This window comes from Nocardioides zeae (assembly GCF_010686755.1).
Lineage (GTDB): Bacteria > Actinomycetota > Actinomycetes > Propionibacteriales > Nocardioidaceae > Nocardioides > Nocardioides zeae.
Genome location: NZ_JAAGXA010000002.1, coordinates 109,708 through 130,984, shown reverse-complemented (window position 1 = coordinate 130,984; position 21,277 = coordinate 109,708). Strand labels below are relative to the sequence as shown.

Genomic DNA, 21,277 nt, shown 5'->3' with positions numbered 1-21,277 from the left:
GCCGGCCCGCCGGCCCCCGGCCCGCAGGCCTGCGGGACCCGCGGGTCAGAGCGCGGTGTACCCGCCGTCCGCCGTCACCACCGAACCGGTCATGAACGACGACGCGTCGGACAGCATCCACGCCACGACCGGGGCGATCTCGGCGGGCTCGGCGATGCGGCCCTGCGGGGTCAGCGACTCCATGTGCTCGAGCGCGCCGGGCTCGGCGAGCCAGTCGGTGAGGATCGGGGTGCGCACCGAGCCGGGGGCGAGCACGTTGATGCGCACCCCGAGCCGGCCGTAGTCGGCGGCGGCCGACTTGGAGAGTCCGACGACGGCGTGCTTGCTGGCGCAGTAGGGCCCGATCCCGGGGGCGGCGACGACGCCTCCGACGGAGGCGGTGTTGACGATGACGCCGCCTCCGGCGCGGAGCATGGCCGGCACCTCGTGGCGCAGGCACGAGATGACACCGAGGAGGTTCACCTCGAGCACCTGGCGCACCGTGGCGTCGCTCTGCTCGTGGAGCGGTGCGGCCGGCCCCTGGGTGCCCGCGTTGTTGAAGGCGAGGTGGAGGGCGCCGTACCGGGCCTCCACCTCCGCGACGGTCGCGGCGACGGCAGCGTCGTCGGTCACGTCGAGCTGCAGCGCGACGGCGGTGCCGCCCGCGGCGGTGATCGTGGCGACCGTCTCCTCGCAGGCGGCGAGGTTGCGGGCCGTGAGGACGGTCGTCGCCCCGCACTCGGCGAGGTAGCGCGCCGTCGCCTCGCCGATGCCCTGGCTGGCGCCGGTGACGAGGCAGACCTTGTCGCGCAGGTCGGGGTGGCCGGGGAGCGGGAGGGTGACGGTCACGGGGTGCCTCCTGGGGCGGTCGAGCGGTGCGCGGCGAGCCGGTCGTGGACCGGGCCGAGCACCTCGTAGGTCTGGCGGTAGAGGGCGTAGAGCTCGTCGTACGTCGCGGCGAGGCCCGGGTCGGGCTCGAAGACCCGGTCGACCTGGGCGAGGCTCGCGGCCGCGCGCCACGGGTCGTCGCCGGTCACGGCCGACGCGGCCAGCGTCGCCGCGCCGACGACGGCGGTGTCCGCCTCGCGGGAGCGGCGCACGACCCGCCCGGTGACGTCGGCGGCGATCTGGCACCACAGCTCGCTCCGCGAGCCGCCGCCCGAGAGCGTCAGCGCTGCAGCCCGGGGCGTGGCCACCTCGACGGCCTCGAGCAGCTCGCGGAGGGAGTACGCGACGCCCTCGAGGACGGCCCGCGACAGGTCGGCGAACGTCGTCGACGAGCTGAGCCCGGTGAACCAGGCACGGACGTGGTCGTCCCACAGGGGCGCCCTCTCGCCCATGAGGTGCGGCGCGAAGACGACACCCCCGCAGCCCGGCGCGGCGGTGGCGGCCGCCGCGACGACCTCCTCGACCGAGTGGCCGGACAGCCGGGCCCACCAGCGCAGCGACTCGCCGCCGGACTGGGTGGGGCCGGCGTGCACGTGCCGCGAGCAGAAGGGCGCGAAGGCGACGACACCGGGGGCGGGGGTCCCGTCGGCGCCGAGGGCGGCGACGATGACGGACGTCCCGATGGTCGCCATCGTGTGGCCGACCTCGTGGAGGCCGGAGCCGAGGACGTTGCCGAACGCGTCCATCGTGCCCGTGGCGACCACGGTGCCTGCCCGGATCCCGTGCCACCCCCGCAGGGTGCGGCCCGCGGGGGTCTCGGGCGAGGCCAGCGGGGCGAGGCGCTCGGCGAGGCCCGGGGCGTGGTCGACACCCGCGACGTACCGCCCGTCGGGTCCGACGACCTTGAACGAGCCGAGGGGATCGGCGCAGGGTGTGCCGGTCAGCCACCCGACGACCAGGTCCTTCGGCAGGAGGAGCCAGCGGGTCGCGGCCCACACGTCGGGCTCGTGCTCCGCCAGCCACAGCCCGCGCGGCACGGGGTTGGAGGCGTCGACGGGCCGCTCGTCGCCCCAACCGGCGAGCCGGCCCTCGGGGCCGAGGCGCTCGTTGAGCGCGGCGGCCGTGGCGGCAGTCCGCACGTCCTGCCACAGCAGCGCCGGGCGCAGCGGACGCAGGTCCGCGTCCACCGGCACGTGGGTGTCGACCTGGCTCGTCACACCGATCGCCCGGACCGGGCCCAGGTCCACCTGCGCGGCCAGCTGCGCCACGCAGGCATCGACGGCGTCGATCCAGTCCTGGCCCTCCTGCTCCGCGCGGTCGGGGGACGGCCGACTGATCTCGTAGCCCGCGGAGCCCGACGCCAGCGGCGACCCGTCCGCCGTGAACGCGATCGCCTTCGTGGTCGTGCTGCCGACGTCGACGCCGACGTACGCCGGGACGCCCGGCCCGTCCGTCGTCCCCGGCGGGGTGGGCTCAGGCACGGTCCACCGCCGCCCGCAGCGAGGTCAGCAGGGAGACCAGCTCGCCCCGCCCGGCCTCGGCGGCGCGCACGCACGCCGAGCCGACGATGACCCCGTCGGCGCCCATGGCGAGGGCCGCCCGCACGTGGTCGGCGGTCGAGAGGCCGAAGCCCAGCAGCACGGGCGCCGTGACGCCCTCGTCCCGCAGGCGGGCGATCGTCGCCGCGTTCCCCGGGGCGACGTGGTCGCGGTGGCCGGTCACGCCGTCGGCGGCGGCGAGCATGACGTACCCCTCGGCCCGTCGTGCGGCCGCGACCTCCGCCGGGGTGGGCGTGTGGGACAGGAACGGGACGCCGGCGAGGCCGACGGCCGCGGCGGCATCGAGCAGCGCGACCTGGTCGGCGTCGGGCAGCAGCACGCCCCCGGCCCGCGAGGCGGCGACGACGTCCAGGTACGCCGGCCCCGGCGCGTCCTGGTAGCTCATCCACACCGCCGCGCTGTCTGCCACGTCGTCGAGGTCCGTGGCGAGGCGCTCGGCCGCGGCGGCACCGGTGCACCCCGCGGCCGCCGCGCGCGCCATCGACCCGCTGACGACCGGGCCGTCGAGGAGGGCGTGCCCGCCCGCGACGCCGACCTCGAGCACGTCGACGCCGTGCTCGGCGTACAGGCGTGGGGTCGCGTCGGGGGTCGCGGGGTCGCCGTGCGGCAGGTAGCACACGAGCAGCCGGCCGGCCCGTTCCCGGACCACGGTGCCGAGCCCGTTCGCGAGGGTCCTCACGACGACAGCACCTCCGGGGCACCCGCCTCGACCGTGGGGTCGGAGGCGGCCACCTCGGGGCGGAGCAGCTCCCGGATCTCGTGCCGCAACGGCACGAACTGCGGGTGCGCGAGCACCGAGTCGAGGGCGCGCTCGCGACCGAACGGCACGGTCACGACCCGCTTGATCCGCGCGGGGCGGCTCGACATCACGACGATCCGGTCGGCGAGGAGCAGCGCCTCGTCGATGTCGTGGGTGACGAGGAGCGTCGTGGTGCCGAAGCGGCGCACGATGGAGAGCAGCTCCTCCTGCAGGTAGCCGCGCGTCAGCGCGTCGAGCGCGCCGAACGGCTCGTCGAGCAGCAGCAGGTCGGGCTCGAGGGCCAGGCCGCGGGCCAACGCCGCCCGCTGCTGCATGCCGCCGCTCAGCTGGTGGGGGTACTTGTCCCCGTGCTCGTGCAGGTGGACCAGCTCGAGGGCCTCGTTGGCCCGCCGACGCCGTTCCGCGCCGGGCACGCCCGCCTGCTCGAGGCCGAACTCCACGTTGCGCAGCACCGAGCGCCACGGCAGGAGCCGCGGGTTCTGGAACACGTAGGCGCTGCGCAGCTCGTCGGTGCCGGCACTGCCCGCCACGTCGATCGTCCCCGTCGTCGCGTCGGTGAGACCGGCGAGCAGGTTGAGCAGCGTGGACTTGCCGCAGCCCGACGGCCCGATGAGCGCGACCAGCTCGCCGCGCTGGATCTCGAGGTCGACGCCGGTCATCACCGGTGCCGTCGTCTTCGGGTAGGTCTTGCCGACGTCGCGGAAGGCGATCATCGGCGCCGAGGTCGTGGCCATGGGTCAGCCCTTCTTGACGTGACGGGTGAGGCGGCGCTCGGCCGGGCGGAACGCGCCGTACTCGAGCACCAGGGTCATCGCGACGACGCTGAGGCCCCACATGAAGACGGCCTTCGTGTCGAGCAGCTTGATCGCGCTGCTCACCTGGAAGCCGATGCCCTCGGCGCCCATGAGGTACTCCGCGAACAGGGTGATCTGCCACGCGACGCCGAGCGTGATCCGGGCGCCGGCCAGGAAGTACGGCACCACCGCGGGCAGCACCACGGTACGCATGATGGCGCCCTCCGAGGCCCGGTAGGCCCGCGCCATGTCGACCAGGTCCTGGTCGATGGCGCGGGTGCCCTGGATGACGTTGAGCAGGAAGTAGGTGATGGACCCCGCCACCGTCACCCCGACCACCGAGCTGGTGGAGGCGCCGGCGACGACGAGCGCCAGCGCGATCAGCACGATCGTCGGCACCGTCTGCAGGAACACGAGCACGACCCGGCTGAGGTCCTCGGCGATCGTCGACCGGCCGATCACGATGCCCAGCGGCAGCCCGGCGACCAGCACGATGCCGAACGCCAGCAGGAGGTGCTGCAGCGTCGCCCAGACCTCCTCGATCCACACCCCGCGGCTCCACGTCGAGGTGAAGGAGGTCCACACGTCGATCGGCGCGGGGAGGACGTAGCCGGGGTAGTGCGGCGCTGCCAGGTTCCACGCCAGCAGGATCACCAGCGCGGCGAGCACGACCCGCGCCGGGCGGATCCAGCGCCGTACCCGGCTGCGGGCCCCGGAGGGGGCGCTCTGCGCCGCGCGCCCGCCTCGTCGCCGCGGGTCGCGCGGGGAGCCGGCCGGACCGCCCGGGTCCCCGCCGTCGGGGTGGGCCAGGCGCCCACCGGCCTCGATGTGGGTGCTCACGTCACTCGCCCGTGATCTGGAAGAGCGCGGCCGGGTCGGCGGGCGCGGACTCGATGAAGCCCGACTCGGCGAGGAGCGGGTAGATCTCGGTCCACGTGGCCACGTCCTGCTCGGTGACCTTCTTCTGCTCGTCGGTGGTGCCCGAGAGGTTGAGCACCTCGCCGACGAGGGTCAGCTGGTCGGGGGCGATGCCGCTGACGTCGGCCGCCTCGGCGATGACCGTGTCGGGGTCCTCCTGGTAGAGGGTCCAGGCCTCCTGGGTCAGCTGCACGAGGGCGTCGACGAACTCGGGGTTCTTCTCGACGAAGTCGGTGCTCGCGATGAACCCGCCGTTCATGACGGCGGGGTCGCCGAACGCCTCCTCGAAGGCCTCCTGCACGCTGAAGACCGGGCGGTAGCCCTCCGCCAGCAGCGGGGCCGTGGCAGGCGCCTCGACGAACGCCGCGTCGACGCGGCCGAGCGTGAGCTCCTGCGCCGCGGCGTCGGTCTCCGTGAGGTCGAAGTAGGTGTCGATGGTGTCCCCGGTGGCGGCGGCCACGGCGGCCTGCTCGGCGCCGAAGCGGCTGCTCAGCGGCGCGATGGCGACGCTCTTGCCGGCGAGGTCCTCGATCGAGTCGACGGAGGAGTCCGGCGCGACGAGCAGCTCGGGGCCGGGGGTCCAGCGGGCCATGGGGAAGAAGTACGTGGTGTCGATCCCGTACTGCTCCTCGATCCGCGGCTGGAACGAGGGCACCGTGGTGATGACGTCGACGTCGCCCCGCCCGAACGAGGGCACCTGCGTGGTGGCGTCCAGCACCTCGAACTCCACGTCGTACCCCATCTCCTCGAAGTCGGGAGCCGAGGTCGCCATGAGGTAGTCGAAGATCGGGTGGAACGGCACGTCGATCGCGATGGTGATGGTGGAGGTGTCGGCGTCGGCCGCCTCGGCGTTGGAACCGGTGTTGTCCTGGTTGGACGCACAGCCGGCGGCGACGAGCGTGGCGGCGGTGGCGAGCGCGGCGAGCGAGGTCCTGCGGTTGATGGCCATGGTGGCTCCTGAGGGGGTGTGCTGCGGGTTCGGGTGGTGCTCGGGCGGTGGTGCTTCAGGAGGGTCCGACGGCGCCGTCGCCGTCGGGCCGGCTCGTGGGGACGAGCTGGAGCGGGAGGTCGTGCACCCGACGCTCCGTGGAGATCTCCACGGCGTCGCCGGGCATGATGGCGCGGTCGTCGACGACGGCCACGCCTTCCGCGGTGAAGGTGATGCGGCTGCTGACCAGGGCGGGGGAGCCCGCGGACCGGCCGAGCGCGGCCGCAGCGTCGGTCGCCATGGCGGTGGCGTGGAACGTCTCCACCGCCCGGTCGACCCGCAGCCCGAGCTGCTCGGCGAGGGCGTCGTAGAGCGACGCCCCGCCGACCTCGTCGATGCGTAGCGCCGTCCCGATCTCGACCGGCAGCAACGACATCGTGTAGACGAAGGGGACTGCGTCCACGGTGCGCAGGCGGGTGAGCGCGAAGACCTGGTCGGTCGCGAGGCCCATCCGCACGGGGACGCCGGGGGGTGCCGGCACGACCTCCGCGCTGAGGATCTGGGTGCCCATGGTGCTGCCACGGGCCTCGACCGACGCGCGGAAGCTGGTCAGCACGTCGATCGGCAGTCGGTAGGGGCGCCGCGCGACGAAGGTCCCGCGGCCGTGCTCGACGCGCAGCAGGCCCTGGTCGGAGAGGACGCCGAGCGCCTGGCGGAGCGTCATGACGGTGACGCCGAAGTGGTCGGCCATCTCCTTCTGCGACGGCAGGGGAGAGCCGGGCGCCAGGCGACCCGACTCGATCGCCTCGGTGACGTCGCGGCAGATCGCCAGGTACTTGGCCGTCCCGCCGCGGTCGGGGCGACCGCGGCGCACGGCGCGTGCGAAGGCCTCCGGGTCCTCAGGCACGGACGGGTCTCCCGCGCTCGGCCGCCCGGCGGACGTCCGCGACCAGGGCGCGCACGGCCTCCTCGCCCTCGCCGGCGGCGGCGACGAGCGTGGTGCCGATGACGGCGCCGTCGGCGCTGGTGTCGCCGAGCAGCTCCACCTCGTCGGGACCGCGCACCCCGAACCCGACCAGCACGTGGGCGTCGCGACCGCCCAGGGCCTCGCGCAGCTCGGTCACCCGCTCGCGCGCCTTGGCGGGGTCGAAGGTGCCGCCGGTCTGGAGGTCGGCCGACTGCACGTAGACCACCGGGTCCGCGAAGGGCAGGTCGCGCAGGAGCGCGAGGTCCTTCTCGAGGTGGATGAAGAGCACCTGCTCGAGCCCGACCCGGCGGGCCGCGGTGGCGGCCTCGATCTGCTCCGCGAAGGTGTGCTCGGGCATGAGGACCGCATCGACGTCGGCGTCGAGGCAGGTCTGGAGCAACCCCTGCCGGCCGAGCCGCTCGGCGGCGTGCCGGTAGGCCAGGGCCACGACCGCCTGGTCGGGCTCGTGGCGCTGCAGGGCGGCCAGCCGCAGGCCCTCGTGGGGCCCGCTGATGGCGGCGGCGCCCTGCTGGCCCGCGGCCTGGATCAGCGGGCCGTCGAGGGGCAGGGGCGGGTTGGGGAGCGCGATCTCCAAGGCGTCGGCGCCGGCGTCGAACGCGGCGGCCACGCCGGCGGCGAAGCCGGCGCGGCCGGGGTAGCCAGCCGGCAGGAAGCCGAGCACGAACAGGCGTCCGTCGCGCCGCGCGCTGCGCAGCCGGGCCGTCAGACGATTCATCGTCGGGTCACTCCCACTCATCTAGAAGACTAGAAGAGAAGGTAGGGACGAGACCGTCGGTGCGTCAACGGTTTCCGGGCGACGTCCCGCGTTCCGCGGACGACCGCCGCGCTCGGTGGACAGTGGGTCGACGGTGCCGACAGCCGGTGCGCGTCGGCGTGGGGGGCGAGTGGGGGGCGAGCGGGGGGGGGCGAGCGGGGGCGAGCGGGGATGGCCCCGCGGGGTGACCGGTCAGTAGCGTGCCCGCATGACGAGAGTGCACGCGTTCGGCGACGACGCCCTCGGCGACCTCGACGCGGTGGGCCTGGCCGAGCACCTGGCGGCCGGGAAGGTCTCCGCGGTCGAGGTCGTGGACGCCGCGATCGCCCGCTGCGAGGCGGTGTCCCCGACGCTCAACGGCCTGGCCCTCGACACCTACACACGGGCGCGACGTCAGGCGCGCGACCCCCGGTCGGGCTTCTTCTCCGGGGTGCCGACGCTCGTCAAGGACAACGTCGCGGTCGAGGGACTGCCCACCCAGGACGGCTGCGACGCGTTCGTCGCCCGGCCGGCGCCGAGGGACGGCGACTTCTTCCGGATGTACGGCGCGACCGGAGTCGTGCCGATCGGCAAGTCCCAGCTCTCCGAGTTCGGGTTCTCCGCCTCGGCGGAGCACCCGCGTCTCGGGCCGGTGCGCAACCCGTGGGACCCGACGCGCACGGCGGGGGCCTCCTCGGCCGGGTCGTCGGCGTTCGTCGCCGCGGGGGTGGTCCCGATCGCCCACGCCAACGACGGGGGCGGGTCGATCCGCATCCCGGCGGCGGCCTGCGGCCTCGTGGGGCTGAAGCCGACCCGCAACCGCTTCGCGCAGGACAAGGTGTTCCGCGACATGCCCGTGCGGATCGTCGCGGACGGCGTGGTGACCCGGTCGGTGCGGGACACGGCGGCGTACCTCCGCGAGGCGGAGCGCGTCTACCGCAACCTGGCGCTCGCGCCCGTCGGCGACATCACCCGGCCCGGCACCAAGCGGCTGCGCGTGGCCGTGGTGACCACGTCGATCGACACGGCCGCGAGCCCCGAGGTGCGCGAGGCGACGCTCGGGGTGGCGCGGCTGCTGGAGGAGCTGGGGCACCACGTGGTCGAGCTCGAGCAGCCGCCCGTGCCCCCGTCGTTCCGCGACGACTTCCTGCTCTACTGGGGCTTCCTGTCGACCTTCCTCGTCGCGACCGGCCGCGCGACGCACCGCGGCTCGTGGGATCCCTCCCGGCTCGACAACCTGACCCGCGGTCTCGCCCGGCATGCCGGACGACGGATGCACCGGCTCCCGGGGGCCATCGCGCGGCTGGCGCGCTCGGAGCGGCTCAGCTCCGCGTTCTTCGCCGACCACGACGTCGTGCTCACCCCGACGGTGGCGACGGCGACGCCGGAGATCGGTCACCTCGACCCGACCCTGCCGTTCGAGACGGTCATCGAGCGGCTCATGGACTGGGTGGCCTTCACGCCGCTGCAGAACGCCACGGGCGAGCCGGCGATCTCGCTGCCGCTCGCGACCGGCGCGGACGGGATGCCGCTCGGCGTGATGCTGGGAGCGGGCCGCGGTCGGGAGGCGACGCTGCTCGAGGTCGCCTACGAGCTGGAGGAGGCGCGCCCCTTCGCGCGGGTCCAGGGCTGAAGCCAGCCCGGCGCCGCCGCGCGGAACGCCGCGGGCTCGAGCGCGCCCGCCCCGGCGGGCACGCAGCCGAGGAGCGGTACGCCGCTGACCCGCGGCAGGTCGTCGCGGTTGCAGCGCTCGGCGAGGTCGGGCTCGGCGGGCCAGGACCCGATCACCAGGCCGGCCGGCTCGATGCCGCGGGCGCGGAGCGCCCCGACGGTGAGCTCCGTGTGGTTGAGGGTGCCGAGACCGGCGGCGACCACGACGACCACGTCGACGGCCAGCCGGGCGGGGCCGGGGGAGCCGGGGGAGTGCGGGTCGGCGAGCTCGGCGGCGAGGTCGAGCAGCGTGCCGCCCTCGGTGTCGAGCCGCACGAGCAGGCCGCCGGCGCCCTCCACGACGACGGTGTCCTCGAACGCCGCGAGCACGCGCACCCGGTCCGCGTGCTCGGCGACCCGCGGGATCCGCACGCCGCGCAGGCGAGCGGCGGTGTCGGGGGCCAGGGGGTCGGCCAGGGCGGTGTGCTCCTGCACGGCGCACCCGGTGAGGCGGTGCACGACGTCGGCGTCGGCCTCCTCGCCGGGCGCCGCGACCGTGCCGATGCCCGTCTGCACCGGCTTCACGACCGTGACCGAGCCGTGCGCCGCGGCGGCGACGGCGAGCGCCGCCGTGACGACCGTCTTGCCGACGCCCGTGCTCGTGCCGGTCACGACCACGACGCGCCCGGTGCTCATGCGGCCTCCCGGGCGGCGCCGACGACCCGCGCCAGCTCCGCGAGGGCCTGGTCCCAGGCGGCGTCCGCCACCCCCGCCGACGCGGTCACGCGCAACCGGGCCACGCCGTCGGGCACGGACGGCGGTCGGAAGCACCCGACGCGCACGCCCCGCTCGCGCAGGTCGGCCTGGGCCGCCAGCGCCGCGTGCGGTGAGGGCATCGGCACGGACAGCACGGCTCCCGCTGCCGGGGGTACGCCGAGGGCCGCGGCCAGCGCCGCCATCCGGGCGCGCACCCGGTCGGCGTGCCACGGCTCGTCGCGCGCGACCCGCAGGGCGGCGAGGGCGCCCGCGGTCGACGTCGGGGCGAGACCGGTGTCGAAGATGAACGGCCGTGCGCGGTTGACGAGGTGCTCGACGAGCGCGACCGGCCCGAGCACGGCGCCGCCCTGGGCGCCGAGCGCCTTCGACAGCGTCGCGGTGAGCACGACGTGCGGCTGCCCGCCGAGCCCGGCGGCGGCCACGAGCCCGGGCCCGTGCACGCCGAGGCCGTGGGCCTCGTCGACGACGAGGAGGGCGCCGTACGCCGCGGCCACGTCCGCGAGGGCCACGAGCGGGGCGGCGTCGCCGAGCACGGAGTAGACGGACTCGACGAGCACGAGCGCCCGCCCACCGGGGGCCTGGTCGGCGTGGGTGGCGAGCGCGCGGCGTACCGCGTCGACGTCGCCGTGGGGCACGACCGCCACCCGGGCGCGCGCGAGCCGGACGGCGTCGATGAGGGAGGCGTGCACGTGGGCGTCGGAGACGACGAACGTGCTCGGGTCCGCGAGGGCGGTGACCAGGGCGAGGTTGGCGTGGTAGCCCGTGGAGCACACGAGCGCGGCGGGCTGGCCGGTCCACGCGGCGAGCTCGGCCTCGAGCTCCGCGTGCACCGCGAGGGTGCCGGTCACGAGCCGCGAGGCGCCCGCGCCGACGCCCCAGGTGCGGGCCGCTGCGGCAGCCGCCTCGACGACGCGCGGGTCGCGGGACAGCCCGAGGTAGTCGTTGCCCGCCAGGTCCGTCGTCGGGTCGTCCGCCGGGCGGGGACGCAGGGTGCGCACCAGCCCGGCCTCCTCCCGCTCGCGGGCCTGTGCGGCCCACCAAGCGGCCCAGATCATGCCGTCACCGCCGCGGTGATGCCGGCGACGACGGTCGCCACCTCGGCGTCGGACGCGACGTACGGCGGCATCGCGTAGACGAGGTCGCGGAACGGTCGCAGCCAGGCCCCCGCGGCGACGGCGGCGTCGGTCGCCCGGGGCACGTCGACGGGTCGGTCGAGCTGCACGACCCCGACGGCGCCGCAGGTGCGGACGTCCCGCACGCCGGGCAGGTCGCGCAGCGGGGCGAGACCCGTCGCCAGGCCGTGCTCGATGCGGGCGACGTCGGCCGCCCACGTGCCGTCGGCGAGCAGGTCGAGGCTCGCCAGCGCCACGGCCGACGAGAGCGGGTTGCCCATGAAGGTCGGGCCGTGGAGCAGTCCTCCGCCCTCGCCGTCGCTCACCGTGCGGGCGACCTCGCGGGTGCAGAGCACGGCCGCGGCCGAGAGGTAGCCGCCCGTCAGCGCCTTGCCGACGCACAGCACGTCGGGCCGTACGCCCGCGGCGTCGCAGGCGAAGAGGGTGCCGGTGCGGCCGAACCCGGTCGCGATCTCGTCGAGCACCAGCAGCAGCCCGTGCTCGTCGGCGATGTCGCGCAGCGCGACGAGGCACGCCGCCGGATAGGCGTGCATGCCGCCGGCGCCCTGCAGCAACGGCTCCGCGACGATCGCCGCCAGCTCGTCGGAGTGGTCGCGGGCCAGCGCGCGCACCTCGTCGATCCACGCGGTCACCGCGGCCGGGTCGGCGCCCCGGGCCGGGGGCCGCGGGGCGAAGACCTGCGGGGCGAGCCGGCCCGGGAAGAGCGCGTGCATGCCGCCGACGGGGTCGCAGACGCTCATCGCCCCGGAGGTGTCGCCGTGGTAGCCGCCGCGGAGGGCGAGCATGCGCGTACGGCGCGGGCGACCCGCCCCCCGCTGGTGCTGCACCGCCAGCTTGAGCGCCACCTCGACCGCGACGGAGCCCGAGTCCGCGAGGAAGACGTGCTCGAGCCCGGCGGGGGCGAGGTCCATCAGGCGCTCGGCCAGGCGGACGGCCGGGGCGTGGGTGAGCCCGCCGAACATGACGTGGGCCATGGCCCCGAGCTGCTCGGCCACCGCGGCGTCGAGGGCCGGGTGGGCGTAGCCGTGGATCGCCGCCCACCACGAGGCCATCCCGTCGACGAGCTCGCGCGGCTCGTCCGGGCGGGCCGGGTCGTCGGCGAGCACGAGTCGCGCGCCGTACGCCCGCTCGACGAGGCGCACCGGACCCGGCCGGGTCGCCGAGGCGTAGGGGTGCCAGACGTGGGCGCGGTCGGCGGCGAGGAGGTCCGCGACCGAGCGGTGGGGGGCGGTGGTGGTCGACATCGGGACGGGACCCTAGCGGCTCGGCGGTCAGACATGAACACCGTTCAGGAATTTTCCTTAACGGTGTTCAGGTCGAGGCGGATCCGGGCTACGCTCCAGCGCCGTGACCGACCTCCAGACGTCCCCCGCCGCGACGACCGCCGATCCCACGACCGCCCTCCTCGACCGTGCGCGGCGCACCGTGCTCGACGGCGGGGAGGGGCTCGGCCTCGCCGACCTCGTCGAGGTGCTGCGCGTGCCCGACGACCGGGTGCCCGAGCTGCTCGACCTCGCCCACGCCGTGCGGATGGCGCACTGCGGTCCCGAGGTCGAGGTGGAGGGGATCGTCAGCCTCAAGACCGGCGGCTGCCCCGAGGACTGCCACTTCTGCAGCCAGTCCGGCCAGTTCACCTCGCCCGTGCGCGCGGTCTGGCTCGACGTGCGCCAGCTCGTGGCGGCCGCCAAGGAGACCGCGGCGACGGGCGCGACCGAGTTCTGCATCGTCGCCGCCGTGCGCGGGCCCGACGAGCGGCTGATGGCGCAGGTGCGCGAGGGGGTCGCGGCCATCCGGGCGGAGGTCGACATCAACGTCGCCTGCTCGCTCGGGATGCTGACCCAGGCGCAGGTCGACGAGCTCGCCGCCATGGGCGTGCACCGCTACAACCACAACCTCGAGGCCGCGCGGTCCTACTTCGACAAGGTCGTCACCACGCACTCCTGGGAGGAGCGCTGGGAGACCTGCACGATGGTGCGCGAGGCCGGCATGGAGCTCTGCTGCGGTGGGCTCGTCGGCATGGGGGAGTCGCTCGAGCAGCGCGCCGAGCTCGCCGCCGAGCTGGCCGAGCTCGACCCCCACGAGGTGCCGCTCAACTTCCTCAACCCGCGCCCGGGCACCCCCTTCGGTGACCTCCCGCTCATGGGCTCGCAGGACGCGCTGCGCACCATCGCCGCCTTCCGGCTGGCGATGCCGCGGACGATCCTGCGGTACGCCGGGGGCCGCGAGCTCACCCTCGGCGACCTCGGCACCCGCGACGGCCTGCTCGGCGGCATCAACGCGGTGATCGTCGGCAACTACCTGACGACGCTCGGGCGCGAGCCCGACGCCGACCTGGAGCTGCTGGCAGAGCTGCGGATGCCGATCCGGGAGCTGGCGAAGACGCTGTGAGCACGTTCTGCGGGCACTGCGGGGAGGCGGTGGCCGGCCGCGACCACGGCCGGTGCGCGCAGAGCCTCGCCCTCGAGCCGCCGCGCTTCTGCAGCGCCTGCCGTCGACGCATGAAGGTGCAGGTGACCCCGCGGGGCTGGTCCGCGGCCTGCGTCGAGCACGGGGTCGTCGGGGTGGGGTGAGGCCCGGTGCGTGGTGCCCGGTGCTGCCCGGCCGGCCGGCCCGCCCCGCCCGCCCGCCCCGCACGCCCGGCACGCCCGGCCCGCCGCCCGGCCCGCGCAAGCTCGCGAAATGTGCGGTTGGGGTCGGTTGGGGTCGGTCTGGGGCGTCCCACGTGCACACTTCTGCGCCCGCCGGGCTCGGCCTCGGAATCGGATGGGTTCGGATGACAACCCATCGGTGGCCACGGGACTCTCTTCTCGTCGACGCGTGCTCGTCAGCACGTGTGACGGCAAGGGGGCGGAATGCGGAGGGACCGGAGCGCTGAGGCGTTCGACGAGTTCGTCGCGGCGCGGGGCGACGCGCTGTGGCGCAGCGCGTTCCTGCTGACGGGCGACCGCCACGTCGCGGAAGAGCTCGTCCAGGACGCGCTGGCTCGGTGCTGGCCGCACTGGCGTCGGGTCACCGCGGGCGGCGACTTCGAGTCCTACGTGCGCCGTGTCCTCTTCACCACCCACACGCGCCGCTGGCGTCGACGAGCGGGGCACGCCGTTGCCGGCGACGAGGTCGCCTGGTCGAAGGATCGGCCGGCGTCGGCGGATGGCCCCGACGGTGTCGAGCAGCGGCGCGACCTCGCGGTCGCCCTGCAGGACCTGTCGGCCGGGCAGCGAGCCGTGGTGGTGCTGCGGTGGTTCGAGGACCTCAGCGTGGACGAGACCGCCCGGGTGCTGGGCGTCAGCAGCGGCACCGTCAAGAGCCAGACAGCGCGTGCGCTCGCCGCACTGCGCCGCTCGACCCACCTGAGCGAGGAGGTCCGATGACTGACGAGACGTGGCTGCGGCAGGGTCTGGCCGACCTCGCGGAACGGGACGCGCCGCCTGCCGGGTTCGGGGAGCGCGTGACCGGCGTGCGCACGAGGGGCGCGCGACGGAGGCGGAGGCGGAATGCGTGGGCGGCTGCGGCCGCTGTCGCCGCTGTCGCCCTGGTGGTACCGGCCGGCGTGGTCGTCACCGATCGCCTCGACCGGTCCTCGAACGTGGCGGGGGAGACGATCACGGGCGATGCGGTGCCGGGCGACTTCAGCTGCGACGCCCCGCGCGCCGTGGGAGACGCCACCGACGGTGCGCTGCCTGCCGGTGCCGTCGCGCTGCGGATGTGCAGCCTCGCCGCGGGTCCGGGTACCGAGCCCGATGCGACTCCCGTCGCGCTCCCGCCGGACGCTCTCGTGTCGGACGTCGAGGCCGTCCTCGCCCTGGTGGACGGCGAGACGGTGCCGGTCGGCACGACCCCCCGTATGTGCCTCAACGACGGGAGCCGGCTCTGGTCGATGGCGGTGCAGTACGCGGACGGCTCGGTGCGGACGATCGAGGGCGACAACGGCTTCTGCCGCGACGTGGTCGTGGGGGACACGATCTACGTCGGCGCCGGGCCGGAGGTGTACGGCGCGTTCATCGCCGCGCTGGCCGAGCAGCGCGCCGTCGGCACGCCGCCCGCTGACCTGGTCGCGTCCCCACCGGCGTGCGAGCGCGACCCGGACGATCCCTTCGGGCCGACGGCCGTGATGCCCGCGACCCCGCCCCTCGGCGACCTGCTCGTCGAGCCCCGACTGTGCTGGCAGGACGCTGACCGCTCGTGGCACGGGACCCCACTGAGTGCCGACGACGTCGCAGTCGTCGACGCCGACATCGCGGCCAGGCTCTCCGACCATGAGGACGTCGACGCGCCGTTCGGCGATGAGTGCCCTCCCTGGCGCGAGGCGGCCATCGCCGGTGTGAGCCGGTGGGGAGAGCCGGTGTGGATCGGAGGGTCGTGCGCCACCTTCCAGTGGTCGGACGGCCGGGGCGGGGTCTACTCGTGGACGCCGTCGCCCGACGTGCTCGAGCGCCTGCTCCAGCTGACGTCGACGCAGGTCGCCCCGCGATGACTGACGTGTCTGCCGAGACCACCATCCCCGCTGTCCCCTACTCCCTCCTGGTCCGCGTCGCGCCGAGTGACGAGCGATGGGACGAGCTCGTTCACGTCGTCGAGACGGAGACGGAGCACGGATTCGTCGCGAACGTGCTGCCCGTCGAGGCGCCGGGGATGAGCGTCGACGAGCTGATCGACGCCGTTCGCCGGTCCGGACCGTGGTCGCGGTGCGTCTTCGTGGCCGACGAGCGGACCCTGTCCGCGCCCGACCTCCCGGTCCTCGTCGTCGACGGCATGCGGCGTGAGGCGAGCTTCCGGTGCGCTGCCGACTCCCTGTTCGCCGTGGACGCCAACCTCAACTCCGGGAACCTTGCCTGGCAGTACTTCCACGAGAAGCTGGGGCCGGACGGGGTGCACCGCGACCGCTACTGGGCGTAGTGCCGGTCGAGACGTCATCGCCGCATTGCTCCTCGAACTTTGCAGCTGGGGCCGGTCCGCCTCGGTCCGGGGCGTCCCAGCCGCACATTTCGTCCGCCGGCTCCGCCCGTCGCCCCGCCGCCTTCCGGCGCCGGCGCCGGCGCCGCCGCCCGCCGCACGCGCCGCCCGCCGCGCCCCCGCAGCGGAACTCGCTCGCTCCCCACCCGCCCAGGTGGCAGGGTGGGGCGGGTCACACCCAGCACCTCGACCTCGGGAGGACCCCATGACCGACAACTCGGCTCCGGACGCCGTCAAGGCCAAGATGCGGGAGGCGCTCAAGCGCAAGCAGGCCCACGACCACCCCGACGACTCGGTGGCCGGCGAGGGCAAGGCGCACGGCCCGGAGGTCACGGGCGGCGCTGCTCCGCAGATGCACCGACGCAAGGCGGGTGGCGGCGGCAGCTGACCGCCGTGGTCCATGCGGCTGTGGGGGCTCTCAGAGCTTCCGCAGCCGCACGTACCGCACCGAGTGGTCGCGGTCCTTGCGCAGGACGAGCGTGGCGCGCGACCGGGTCGGCAGCACGTTCTGCATCAGGTTGGGCCCGTTGATCGACCCCCAGATCCGGGTCGCCTCGGCGACGGCGTCCTCGACGGACAGCGTCGCGTACTTGCGGAAGTAGGACGCCGGGTCGAGGAACGCGGTCTCCCGCAGGCGGAGGAACCGCTCGACGTACCACCGCTGGATGTCGGACGTCGCCGCGTCGACGTACACGGAGAAGTCGAAGAAGTCGCTGACCGCGAGGCTCGTGCGGCCGTCGTCGCGCACGATCGCCGGCTGGAGCACGTTGAGGCCCTCGACGATGACGATGTCGGGGTGGCGCACCACGACCTTCTCGTCGCGGCGCACGTCGTAGGACAGGTGCGAGTAGATGGGCGCCTCGACCTCGTCGCGGCCCGACTTGATGTCGACGACGAACTTGAGCAGCTTGCGGCGGTCGTAGGACTCGGGGAAGCCCTTCCGGGTGAGCAGTCCGCGCCGCTCCAGCTCCGCGTTGGGGTAGAGGAACCCGTCGGTCGTCACCAGCGCGACGTTCGGGTGCTCCGGCCAGCGGGCGAGCAGCTCCTGGAGCACGCGGGCCGTCGTGGACTTGCCGACGGCGACCGAGCCCGCGACGCCGATGACGAAGGGCGTACGGCGCGGCTGCGGCCGCCCGAGGAACTGCTCGGTGCGGCGGTGCAGCTGGCCGGCGGACTCGACGTACAGGCTGAGCAACCGCGAGAGGGGCAGGTAGATCTGCCGCACCTCGTCGAGGTCGAGGTGGGTGCCGAGGCCGCGGAGGCGGCGCACCTCCTCGAGCGTCAGCGGCGACTCCGTCGCGCTCGCCAGGGCCGCCCAGGCGGACCGGTCGAGCTCGACGTAGGGCGACGTGGGGTCGCGGCCCTGGTCCAGAGCGGTGGCGAGGTCGCCCGCGGCAGACATGCTCGGCATTGTTGCAGCATGCCAGCACCAGGACTGCGGAGGGACGCACGTCACAGACGTGCGCGACGCCGCGCGGAGGATCCGAGGACCACCGCCCCACGGCCGTAGACTCGGCGGCTATGTGCGGAATCGTGGGTTACGTCGGAGCTCGCTCGGCGCAGGACGTGGTGATCGAGGGGCTGCGGCGGATGGAGTACCGCGGCTACGACTCGGCGGGCATCGCGCTGGTGGCCGACGGCACGCTGGCCGTCGACAAGCGGGCCGGCAAGCTCGCCAACCTCGAGAAGGCGATCGACGAGCGGGCCCTGCCCGCCTCGACCATCGGCATCGGCCACACCCGGTGGGCGACCCACGGCGCGCCGACCGACGTCAACGCGCACCCCCACCTCGGCAGCCACGGGCGGCTCGCGGTCGTGCACAACGGGATCATCGAGAACTTCGCGGCGCTGCGGGACCGCATCGAGGACGAGGGCATCACCGTCGTCTCGGAGACGGACACCGAGATCGCCGCCCACCTGCTGGAGCTGCAACTGGAGTCGGGCGAGGACCTGACGACGGCCATGCAGCGCGTCTGCTCGCGGCTCGAGGGCGCGTTCACCCTCGTCGCGGTCGACGCGCAGGACCCCGACCGCGTCGTCGCCGCCCGCCGCAACTCGCCGCTCGTGGTGGGCCTCGGCGAGGGCGAGAACTTCCTCGGCTCCGACGTCGCCGCCTTCATCGAGCACACCCGCGAGGCGCTGGAGCTCGGCCAGGACCAGGTCGTCACCATCACCCGCGAGGGCGTCGAGGTGACCGGCTTCGACGGCAGCCCGGCGGAGGGGAAGCAGTACCACGTCGACTGGGACCTCTCGGCCGCCGAGAAGGACGGCCACGACTGGTTCATGCGCAAGGAGATCTTCGAGCAGCCCCGCGCGGTCGCCGACTCGCTCCTGGGCCGCATGGGCGCCGACGGCCTGCTGCAGCTCGACGAGGTGCGCCTGTCCGACGACGAGCTGCGCGACATCGACAAGATCATCATCATCGCGTGCGGCACGTCGTTCTACGCGGGCATGGTGGCGAAGTACGCCATCGAGCACTGGTGCCGCATCCCCGTCGAGGTCGAGCTGGCGAGCGAGTTCCGCTACCGCGACCCGATCCTCAACTACTCGACGCTCGTCGTCGCGATCAGCCAGTCGGGCGAGACCGCCGACACGCTCCAGGCGATCCGCCACGCCCGCGTGCAGAAGTCGAAGGTGCTGGCGATCTGCAACACCAACGGCTCGACCATCCCGCGCGAGTCCGACGCGGTGATCTACACCCACGCCGGCCCCGAGATCGGCGTCGCCTCCACCAAGGGCTTCCTCACGCAGCTCGTGGCCTGCTACCTGCTCGCCCTCTACCTGGCGCAGGTCAAGGGCACGCGGTACGGCGACGAGATCCACCAGATCGTCCGCCAGCTCGAGGCGATGCCGGCCCACATCCAGGACGTGCTCGACCGGGCCGACGAGGTCTACGCGCTGGCCCGGGAGTACGTCGACGCCACGTCCGTGCTGTTCCTCGGGCGCCACGCGGGCTACCCCGTGGCCCTCGAGGGCGCGCTCAAGCTCAAGGAGCTGGCCTACCTCCACGCCGAGGGCTTCGCCGCCGGCGAGCTCAAGCACGGCCCGATCGCGCTCGTCGACGAGGGCCTGCCCGTGCTGTGCGTCGTGCCGTCCCGCGGCCGCGACCAGCTGCACGACAAGATGGTGTCCGGCATCCAGGAGGTGCGCGCCCGGGGCGCCCGCACCCTGTGCCTCGCCGAGGTCGGCGACACGGCGATCGAGCCCTACGCCGACGTGCTCTTCCGGCTCCCCAAGGTGCCGACGCTGCTCCAGCCGCTCGTCGCGACGGTGCCGCTGCAGCTCTTCGCGTGCGAGCTCGCGACCGCGAAGGGCCACGACGTGGACCAGCCGCGCAACCTCGCCAAGTCCGTCACGGTGGAGTGACCCGGTGCCGATCGTCGGCGTCGGGGTCGACGTCTGCGACGTGGGGCGCTTCGCCGCGTCGCTCGAGCGCACGCCCGCGCTGAGGTCGCGCCTCTTCACGACCGTCGAGACCGACGGGCGCTCGCTGGAGTCCCTCGCCGCCCGCTTCGCGGCCAAGGAGGCCCTCGCGAAGGCGCTCGGTGCCCCCGGCGACCTGGAGTGGCACGACGCCGCGGTGCTCCGCGAGGCCGGGGCGGCGCCGTACCTGCGGCTCACCGGCACCGTGCTCGCCCGCGCCGACGCCCTGGGCGTGCGCAGCAGCCACCTCTCGCTCACCCACGACGCGGGGATCGCCACGGCGTTCGTGGTGCTCGAGGGCTGACGGGCCCCGCGGCTAGGGTCGACGTCATGCGTGCCGCCCACACCGAGGCCCAGGTCCGAGCCGCCGAGGAGGCCCTGATGGCGGGGCTGCCGCCCGGGGCGTTGATGCAGCGGGCCGCGTCGGGCCTCGCCCACGCCGTGCTGGCGCTGCTCGACGGCGCCTACGGTCGCCGCGTCACGCTGCTCGTCGGCGGCGGCGACAACGGCGGCGACGCGCTGTTCGCGGGGGCGCTCCTGGCCCGGCGGGGCGCCGCGGTCGACGCGGTGCTGCTGACGGAGTCGCCCCACGAGGCGGGCCTGGCGGCGCTGCGGGCCGCCGGCGGCCGGGTACGCCGCGGGACCGCCGCCCCCCGCGAGCTGCCCGACCTGGTGGTGGACGGGATCGTCGGGATCGGCGGCCGCCCGGGGCTGCGGGACGACACGGTCGCCGCGCTCGAGGCCCACGCGCCCGCCGGTTCCGGGGTGACCGTCGTGGCCGTCGACGTGCCCAGCGGCGTCGAGGTGGACACCGGCCGGACCCCCGAGGACGCGCACGTGCGCGCCGACGTCACCGTCACCTTCGGCACCCACAAGGTCGCCCACCTCGTCGACCCGGCCGCCCGCGCGTGCGGCGTCGTGCAGCTGGTCGACATCGGTCTCGCGCCCCACCTGCCGGCCCCGGCCGTCGAGGCCCTGCAGGCGGCGGACGTCGCGGCGCTGCTGCCGCGGCCGACGCCGGCGTCGCACAAGTACTCCCGCGGCGTCGTCGGCGTCCGCGCCGGCTCGGGCCGCTACCCGGGCGCCGGCCTGCTGGCCGTCGCGGGCGCGGCGAGCGGGCTGGTGGGGATGGTGCGCTACGTCGGCGACCCGACCGTGCTCGACCGGGTGCGGGAGGCGCACCCGGAGGTCGTGGGCGTCGGTCGGGTGCAGGCCTGGACGGTCGGCTCGGGCGGCGACAACCGCGCGGGCGCCGCCCTCCGCGCCGCGCTGGCCGACGAGGTGCCGCTCGTCGTCGACGCCGAGGCGCTGCGCCACCTCGACGCCCCGGTGCGCCGGGAGGGCGGGGAGCCCGTCCCCGCCGTGCTGACGCCCCACGCCGGCGAGCTCGCGGCCCTGCTCGACGTGGAGCGCGCCGAGGTCGAGGCCGACCAGCTCGCCTCCGCCCGCCGCGCCGCGGAGCGGTACGACGCGGTGGTGCTCCTCAAGGGCAGCCACAGCGTCGTGGCCCATCCCGACGGCCGGGTGCGCGTCAACACGAGCAGCACCCCGTGGCTGGCCACGGCCGGGGCCGGGGACGTGCTCGCCGGGCTCATCGGCGCCCTGCTGGCGGGCGGGCTCGCGCCGTACGACGCGGCGTCGGTCGGCGCGTGGCTGCACGGCGCGGCCGCGACCTACGCCAGCCAGGGCGGCCCCGTCGTGGCGACCCAGGTCGCCGCGGCGATCCCCGAGGTCGTCCGCGACCTGCTGACCTGACCGCGCCTGATCGGGGCTCGGCGCGCCTGCCACAATCTCCTC

The 21,277-nt window shown here is 74.9% G+C and carries 22 protein-coding genes; 10 read left to right on the top strand and 12 right to left on the bottom strand.

Annotated elements, in window-relative coordinates:
- Positions 1-45 precede the first annotated feature (45 nt).
- Genes G3T38_RS03960 through G3T38_RS03925 form a run of 8 tightly spaced genes read right to left on the bottom strand, consistent with a single transcriptional unit; the run spans position 46 to position 7,529 of the window.
- Entirely contained in the window at positions 46-828 is a 783-nt protein-coding gene (locus tag G3T38_RS03960; RefSeq protein ID WP_163770792.1) for a glucose 1-dehydrogenase, read from the bottom strand.
- Positions 825-2,348 (bottom strand): FGGY-family carbohydrate kinase, encoded by a 1,524-nt coding sequence (locus G3T38_RS22475; RefSeq protein WP_163770791.1) that lies wholly within the window; start codon positions 2,346-2,348, stop codon positions 825-827. The genes G3T38_RS03960 and G3T38_RS22475 overlap by 4 nt, the downstream gene beginning before the upstream one ends.
- A complete protein-coding gene (locus tag G3T38_RS03950) occupies positions 2,341-3,105 on the bottom strand; it encodes a tryptophan synthase subunit alpha (protein ID WP_163770790.1) in 765 nt (254 codons plus the stop codon). Before G3T38_RS03950 ends, G3T38_RS22475 begins: the two co-directional genes overlap by 8 nt.
- Positions 3,102-3,920, bottom strand: a complete 819-nt coding sequence (locus G3T38_RS03945; protein WP_206675776.1) for an ABC transporter ATP-binding protein — start codon at positions 3,918-3,920, stop codon at positions 3,102-3,104. The genes G3T38_RS03950 and G3T38_RS03945 overlap by 4 nt, the downstream gene beginning before the upstream one ends.
- A gap of 3 nt (positions 3,921-3,923) precedes the next feature.
- Positions 3,924-4,820 (bottom strand): ABC transporter permease subunit, encoded by an 897-nt coding sequence (locus G3T38_RS22470; RefSeq protein WP_163770789.1) that lies wholly within the window; start codon positions 4,818-4,820, stop codon positions 3,924-3,926.
- A gap of 1 nt (position 4,821) precedes the next feature.
- Positions 4,822-5,847, bottom strand: a complete 1,026-nt coding sequence (locus tag G3T38_RS03935; RefSeq protein WP_163770788.1) for an ABC transporter substrate-binding protein — start codon at positions 5,845-5,847, stop codon at positions 4,822-4,824.
- A 55-nt stretch (positions 5,848-5,902) separates the two neighbouring features.
- A complete protein-coding gene (locus G3T38_RS03930; protein ID WP_163770787.1) occupies positions 5,903-6,733 on the bottom strand; it encodes a UTRA domain-containing protein in 831 nt (276 codons plus the stop codon).
- Complete coding sequence (locus tag G3T38_RS03925) at positions 6,726-7,529, bottom strand: tryptophan synthase subunit alpha (protein ID WP_163770786.1); 804 nt, start codon at positions 7,527-7,529, stop codon at positions 6,726-6,728. The genes G3T38_RS03930 and G3T38_RS03925 overlap by 8 nt, the downstream gene beginning before the upstream one ends.
- A 247-nt stretch (positions 7,530-7,776) precedes the next feature.
- Here G3T38_RS03925 and G3T38_RS03920 point away from each other — a divergent pair, with 247 nt between their 5' ends.
- Positions 7,777-9,180 (top strand): amidase, encoded by a 1,404-nt coding sequence (locus G3T38_RS03920; RefSeq protein WP_163770785.1) that lies wholly within the window; start codon positions 7,777-7,779, stop codon positions 9,178-9,180.
- Here the strand turns inward: G3T38_RS03920 and bioD are convergent.
- Genes bioD through G3T38_RS03905 form a run of 3 tightly spaced genes read right to left on the bottom strand, consistent with a single transcriptional unit; the run spans position 9,135 to position 12,351 of the window.
- Positions 9,135-9,893: a dethiobiotin synthase gene (bioD, locus tag G3T38_RS03915; RefSeq protein WP_163770784.1), complete on the bottom strand. Its 759-nt coding sequence runs from the start codon at positions 9,891-9,893 to the stop codon at positions 9,135-9,137. The genes G3T38_RS03920 and bioD overlap by 46 nt on opposite strands.
- A complete protein-coding gene (locus G3T38_RS03910) occupies positions 9,890-11,029 on the bottom strand; it encodes an 8-amino-7-oxononanoate synthase (protein WP_163770783.1) in 1,140 nt (379 codons plus the stop codon). The genes bioD and G3T38_RS03910 overlap by 4 nt, the downstream gene beginning before the upstream one ends.
- The gene (locus G3T38_RS03905) at positions 11,026-12,351 is read right to left on the bottom strand and encodes an adenosylmethionine--8-amino-7-oxononanoate transaminase (protein ID WP_163770782.1); all 1,326 of its coding nucleotides are present in this window, start codon (positions 12,349-12,351) and stop codon (positions 11,026-11,028) included. The genes G3T38_RS03910 and G3T38_RS03905 overlap by 4 nt, the downstream gene beginning before the upstream one ends.
- A 103-nt stretch (positions 12,352-12,454) precedes the next feature.
- Between G3T38_RS03905 and bioB the strand changes: the two genes are divergently transcribed.
- The 6 genes from bioB (at position 12,455) to G3T38_RS03875 (ending at position 16,445) form a co-directional block, all read left to right on the top strand.
- On the top strand, positions 12,455-13,495 hold the full coding sequence (gene bioB, locus G3T38_RS03900) for a biotin synthase BioB (protein WP_163770781.1): 1,041 nt from the start codon (positions 12,455-12,457) through the stop codon (positions 13,493-13,495).
- A complete protein-coding gene (gene bsaP / locus G3T38_RS03895; RefSeq protein WP_163770780.1) occupies positions 13,492-13,677 on the top strand; it encodes a biotin synthase auxiliary protein BsaP in 186 nt (61 codons plus the stop codon). Before bioB ends, bsaP begins: the two co-directional genes overlap by 4 nt.
- Before the next feature lie 282 nt (positions 13,678-13,959).
- On the top strand, positions 13,960-14,475 hold the full coding sequence (locus G3T38_RS03890) for a SigE family RNA polymerase sigma factor (protein WP_163770779.1): 516 nt from the start codon (positions 13,960-13,962) through the stop codon (positions 14,473-14,475).
- The gene (locus tag G3T38_RS03885) at positions 14,472-15,578 is read left to right on the top strand and encodes a hypothetical protein (protein WP_163770778.1); all 1,107 of its coding nucleotides are present in this window, start codon (positions 14,472-14,474) and stop codon (positions 15,576-15,578) included. Before G3T38_RS03890 ends, G3T38_RS03885 begins: the two co-directional genes overlap by 4 nt.
- The gene (locus G3T38_RS03880) at positions 15,575-16,000 is read left to right on the top strand and encodes a DUF6924 domain-containing protein (RefSeq protein ID WP_163770777.1); all 426 of its coding nucleotides are present in this window, start codon (positions 15,575-15,577) and stop codon (positions 15,998-16,000) included. The genes G3T38_RS03885 and G3T38_RS03880 overlap by 4 nt, the downstream gene beginning before the upstream one ends.
- A 262-nt stretch (positions 16,001-16,262) precedes the next feature.
- Entirely contained in the window at positions 16,263-16,445 is a 183-nt protein-coding gene (locus G3T38_RS03875; RefSeq protein ID WP_163770776.1) for a DUF5302 family protein, read from the top strand.
- A 30-nt stretch (positions 16,446-16,475) separates the two neighbouring features.
- Here G3T38_RS03875 and coaA read toward each other — a convergent pair whose 3' ends face one another.
- Positions 16,476-17,459, bottom strand: a complete 984-nt coding sequence (gene coaA / locus G3T38_RS03870; protein WP_241728492.1) for a type I pantothenate kinase — start codon at positions 17,457-17,459, stop codon at positions 16,476-16,478.
- 119 nt (positions 17,460-17,578) lie between these two features.
- Between coaA and glmS the strand changes: the two genes are divergently transcribed.
- Genes glmS through G3T38_RS03855 form a run of 3 tightly spaced genes read left to right on the top strand, consistent with a single transcriptional unit; the run spans position 17,579 to position 21,235 of the window.
- The gene (glmS, locus tag G3T38_RS03865; RefSeq protein ID WP_163770774.1) at positions 17,579-19,423 is read left to right on the top strand and encodes a glutamine--fructose-6-phosphate transaminase (isomerizing); all 1,845 of its coding nucleotides are present in this window, start codon (positions 17,579-17,581) and stop codon (positions 19,421-19,423) included.
- Positions 19,424-19,427: 4 nt separating this feature from the next.
- Positions 19,428-19,784, top strand: a complete 357-nt coding sequence (locus tag G3T38_RS03860) for a holo-ACP synthase (RefSeq protein ID WP_163770773.1) — start codon at positions 19,428-19,430, stop codon at positions 19,782-19,784.
- A 26-nt stretch (positions 19,785-19,810) separates the two neighbouring features.
- Entirely contained in the window at positions 19,811-21,235 is a 1,425-nt protein-coding gene (locus tag G3T38_RS03855; protein ID WP_163770772.1) for an NAD(P)H-hydrate dehydratase, read from the top strand.
- The last annotated feature ends 42 nt before the right edge of the window (positions 21,236-21,277 follow it).

Coding starts and splice junctions, on each gene's coding strand:
- G3T38_RS03910 (WP_163770783.1), bottom strand. CDS start 11,029: ATGATCTGGGCCGCTTGGTGGGCCGCACAGGCCCGCGAGCGGGAGGAG.
- coaA (WP_241728492.1), bottom strand. CDS start 17,459: ATGTCTGCCGCGGGCGACCTCGCCACCGCTCTGGACCAGGGCCGCGAC.
- G3T38_RS03925 (WP_163770786.1), bottom strand. CDS start 7,529: ATGAATCGTCTGACGGCCCGGCTGCGCAGCGCGCGGCGCGACGGACGC.
- G3T38_RS03945 (WP_206675776.1), bottom strand. CDS start 3,920: ATGGCCACGACCTCGGCGCCGATGATCGCCTTCCGCGACGTCGGCAAG.
- G3T38_RS03890 (WP_163770779.1), top strand. CDS start 13,960: ATGCGGAGGGACCGGAGCGCTGAGGCGTTCGACGAGTTCGTCGCGGCG.
- G3T38_RS03855 (WP_163770772.1), top strand. CDS start 19,811: ATGCGTGCCGCCCACACCGAGGCCCAGGTCCGAGCCGCCGAGGAGGCC.
- bioD (WP_163770784.1), bottom strand. CDS start 9,893: ATGAGCACCGGGCGCGTCGTGGTCGTGACCGGCACGAGCACGGGCGTC.
- G3T38_RS03885 (WP_163770778.1), top strand. CDS start 14,472: ATGACTGACGAGACGTGGCTGCGGCAGGGTCTGGCCGACCTCGCGGAA.
- G3T38_RS03905 (WP_163770782.1), bottom strand. CDS start 12,351: ATGTCGACCACCACCGCCCCCCACCGCTCGGTCGCGGACCTCCTCGCC.
- glmS (WP_163770774.1), top strand. CDS start 17,579: ATGTGCGGAATCGTGGGTTACGTCGGAGCTCGCTCGGCGCAGGACGTG.
- G3T38_RS03880 (WP_163770777.1), top strand. CDS start 15,575: ATGACTGACGTGTCTGCCGAGACCACCATCCCCGCTGTCCCCTACTCC.
- G3T38_RS03935 (WP_163770788.1), bottom strand. CDS start 5,847: ATGGCCATCAACCGCAGGACCTCGCTCGCCGCGCTCGCCACCGCCGCC.
- G3T38_RS03920 (WP_163770785.1), top strand. CDS start 7,777: ATGACGAGAGTGCACGCGTTCGGCGACGACGCCCTCGGCGACCTCGAC.
- G3T38_RS03875 (WP_163770776.1), top strand. CDS start 16,263: ATGACCGACAACTCGGCTCCGGACGCCGTCAAGGCCAAGATGCGGGAG.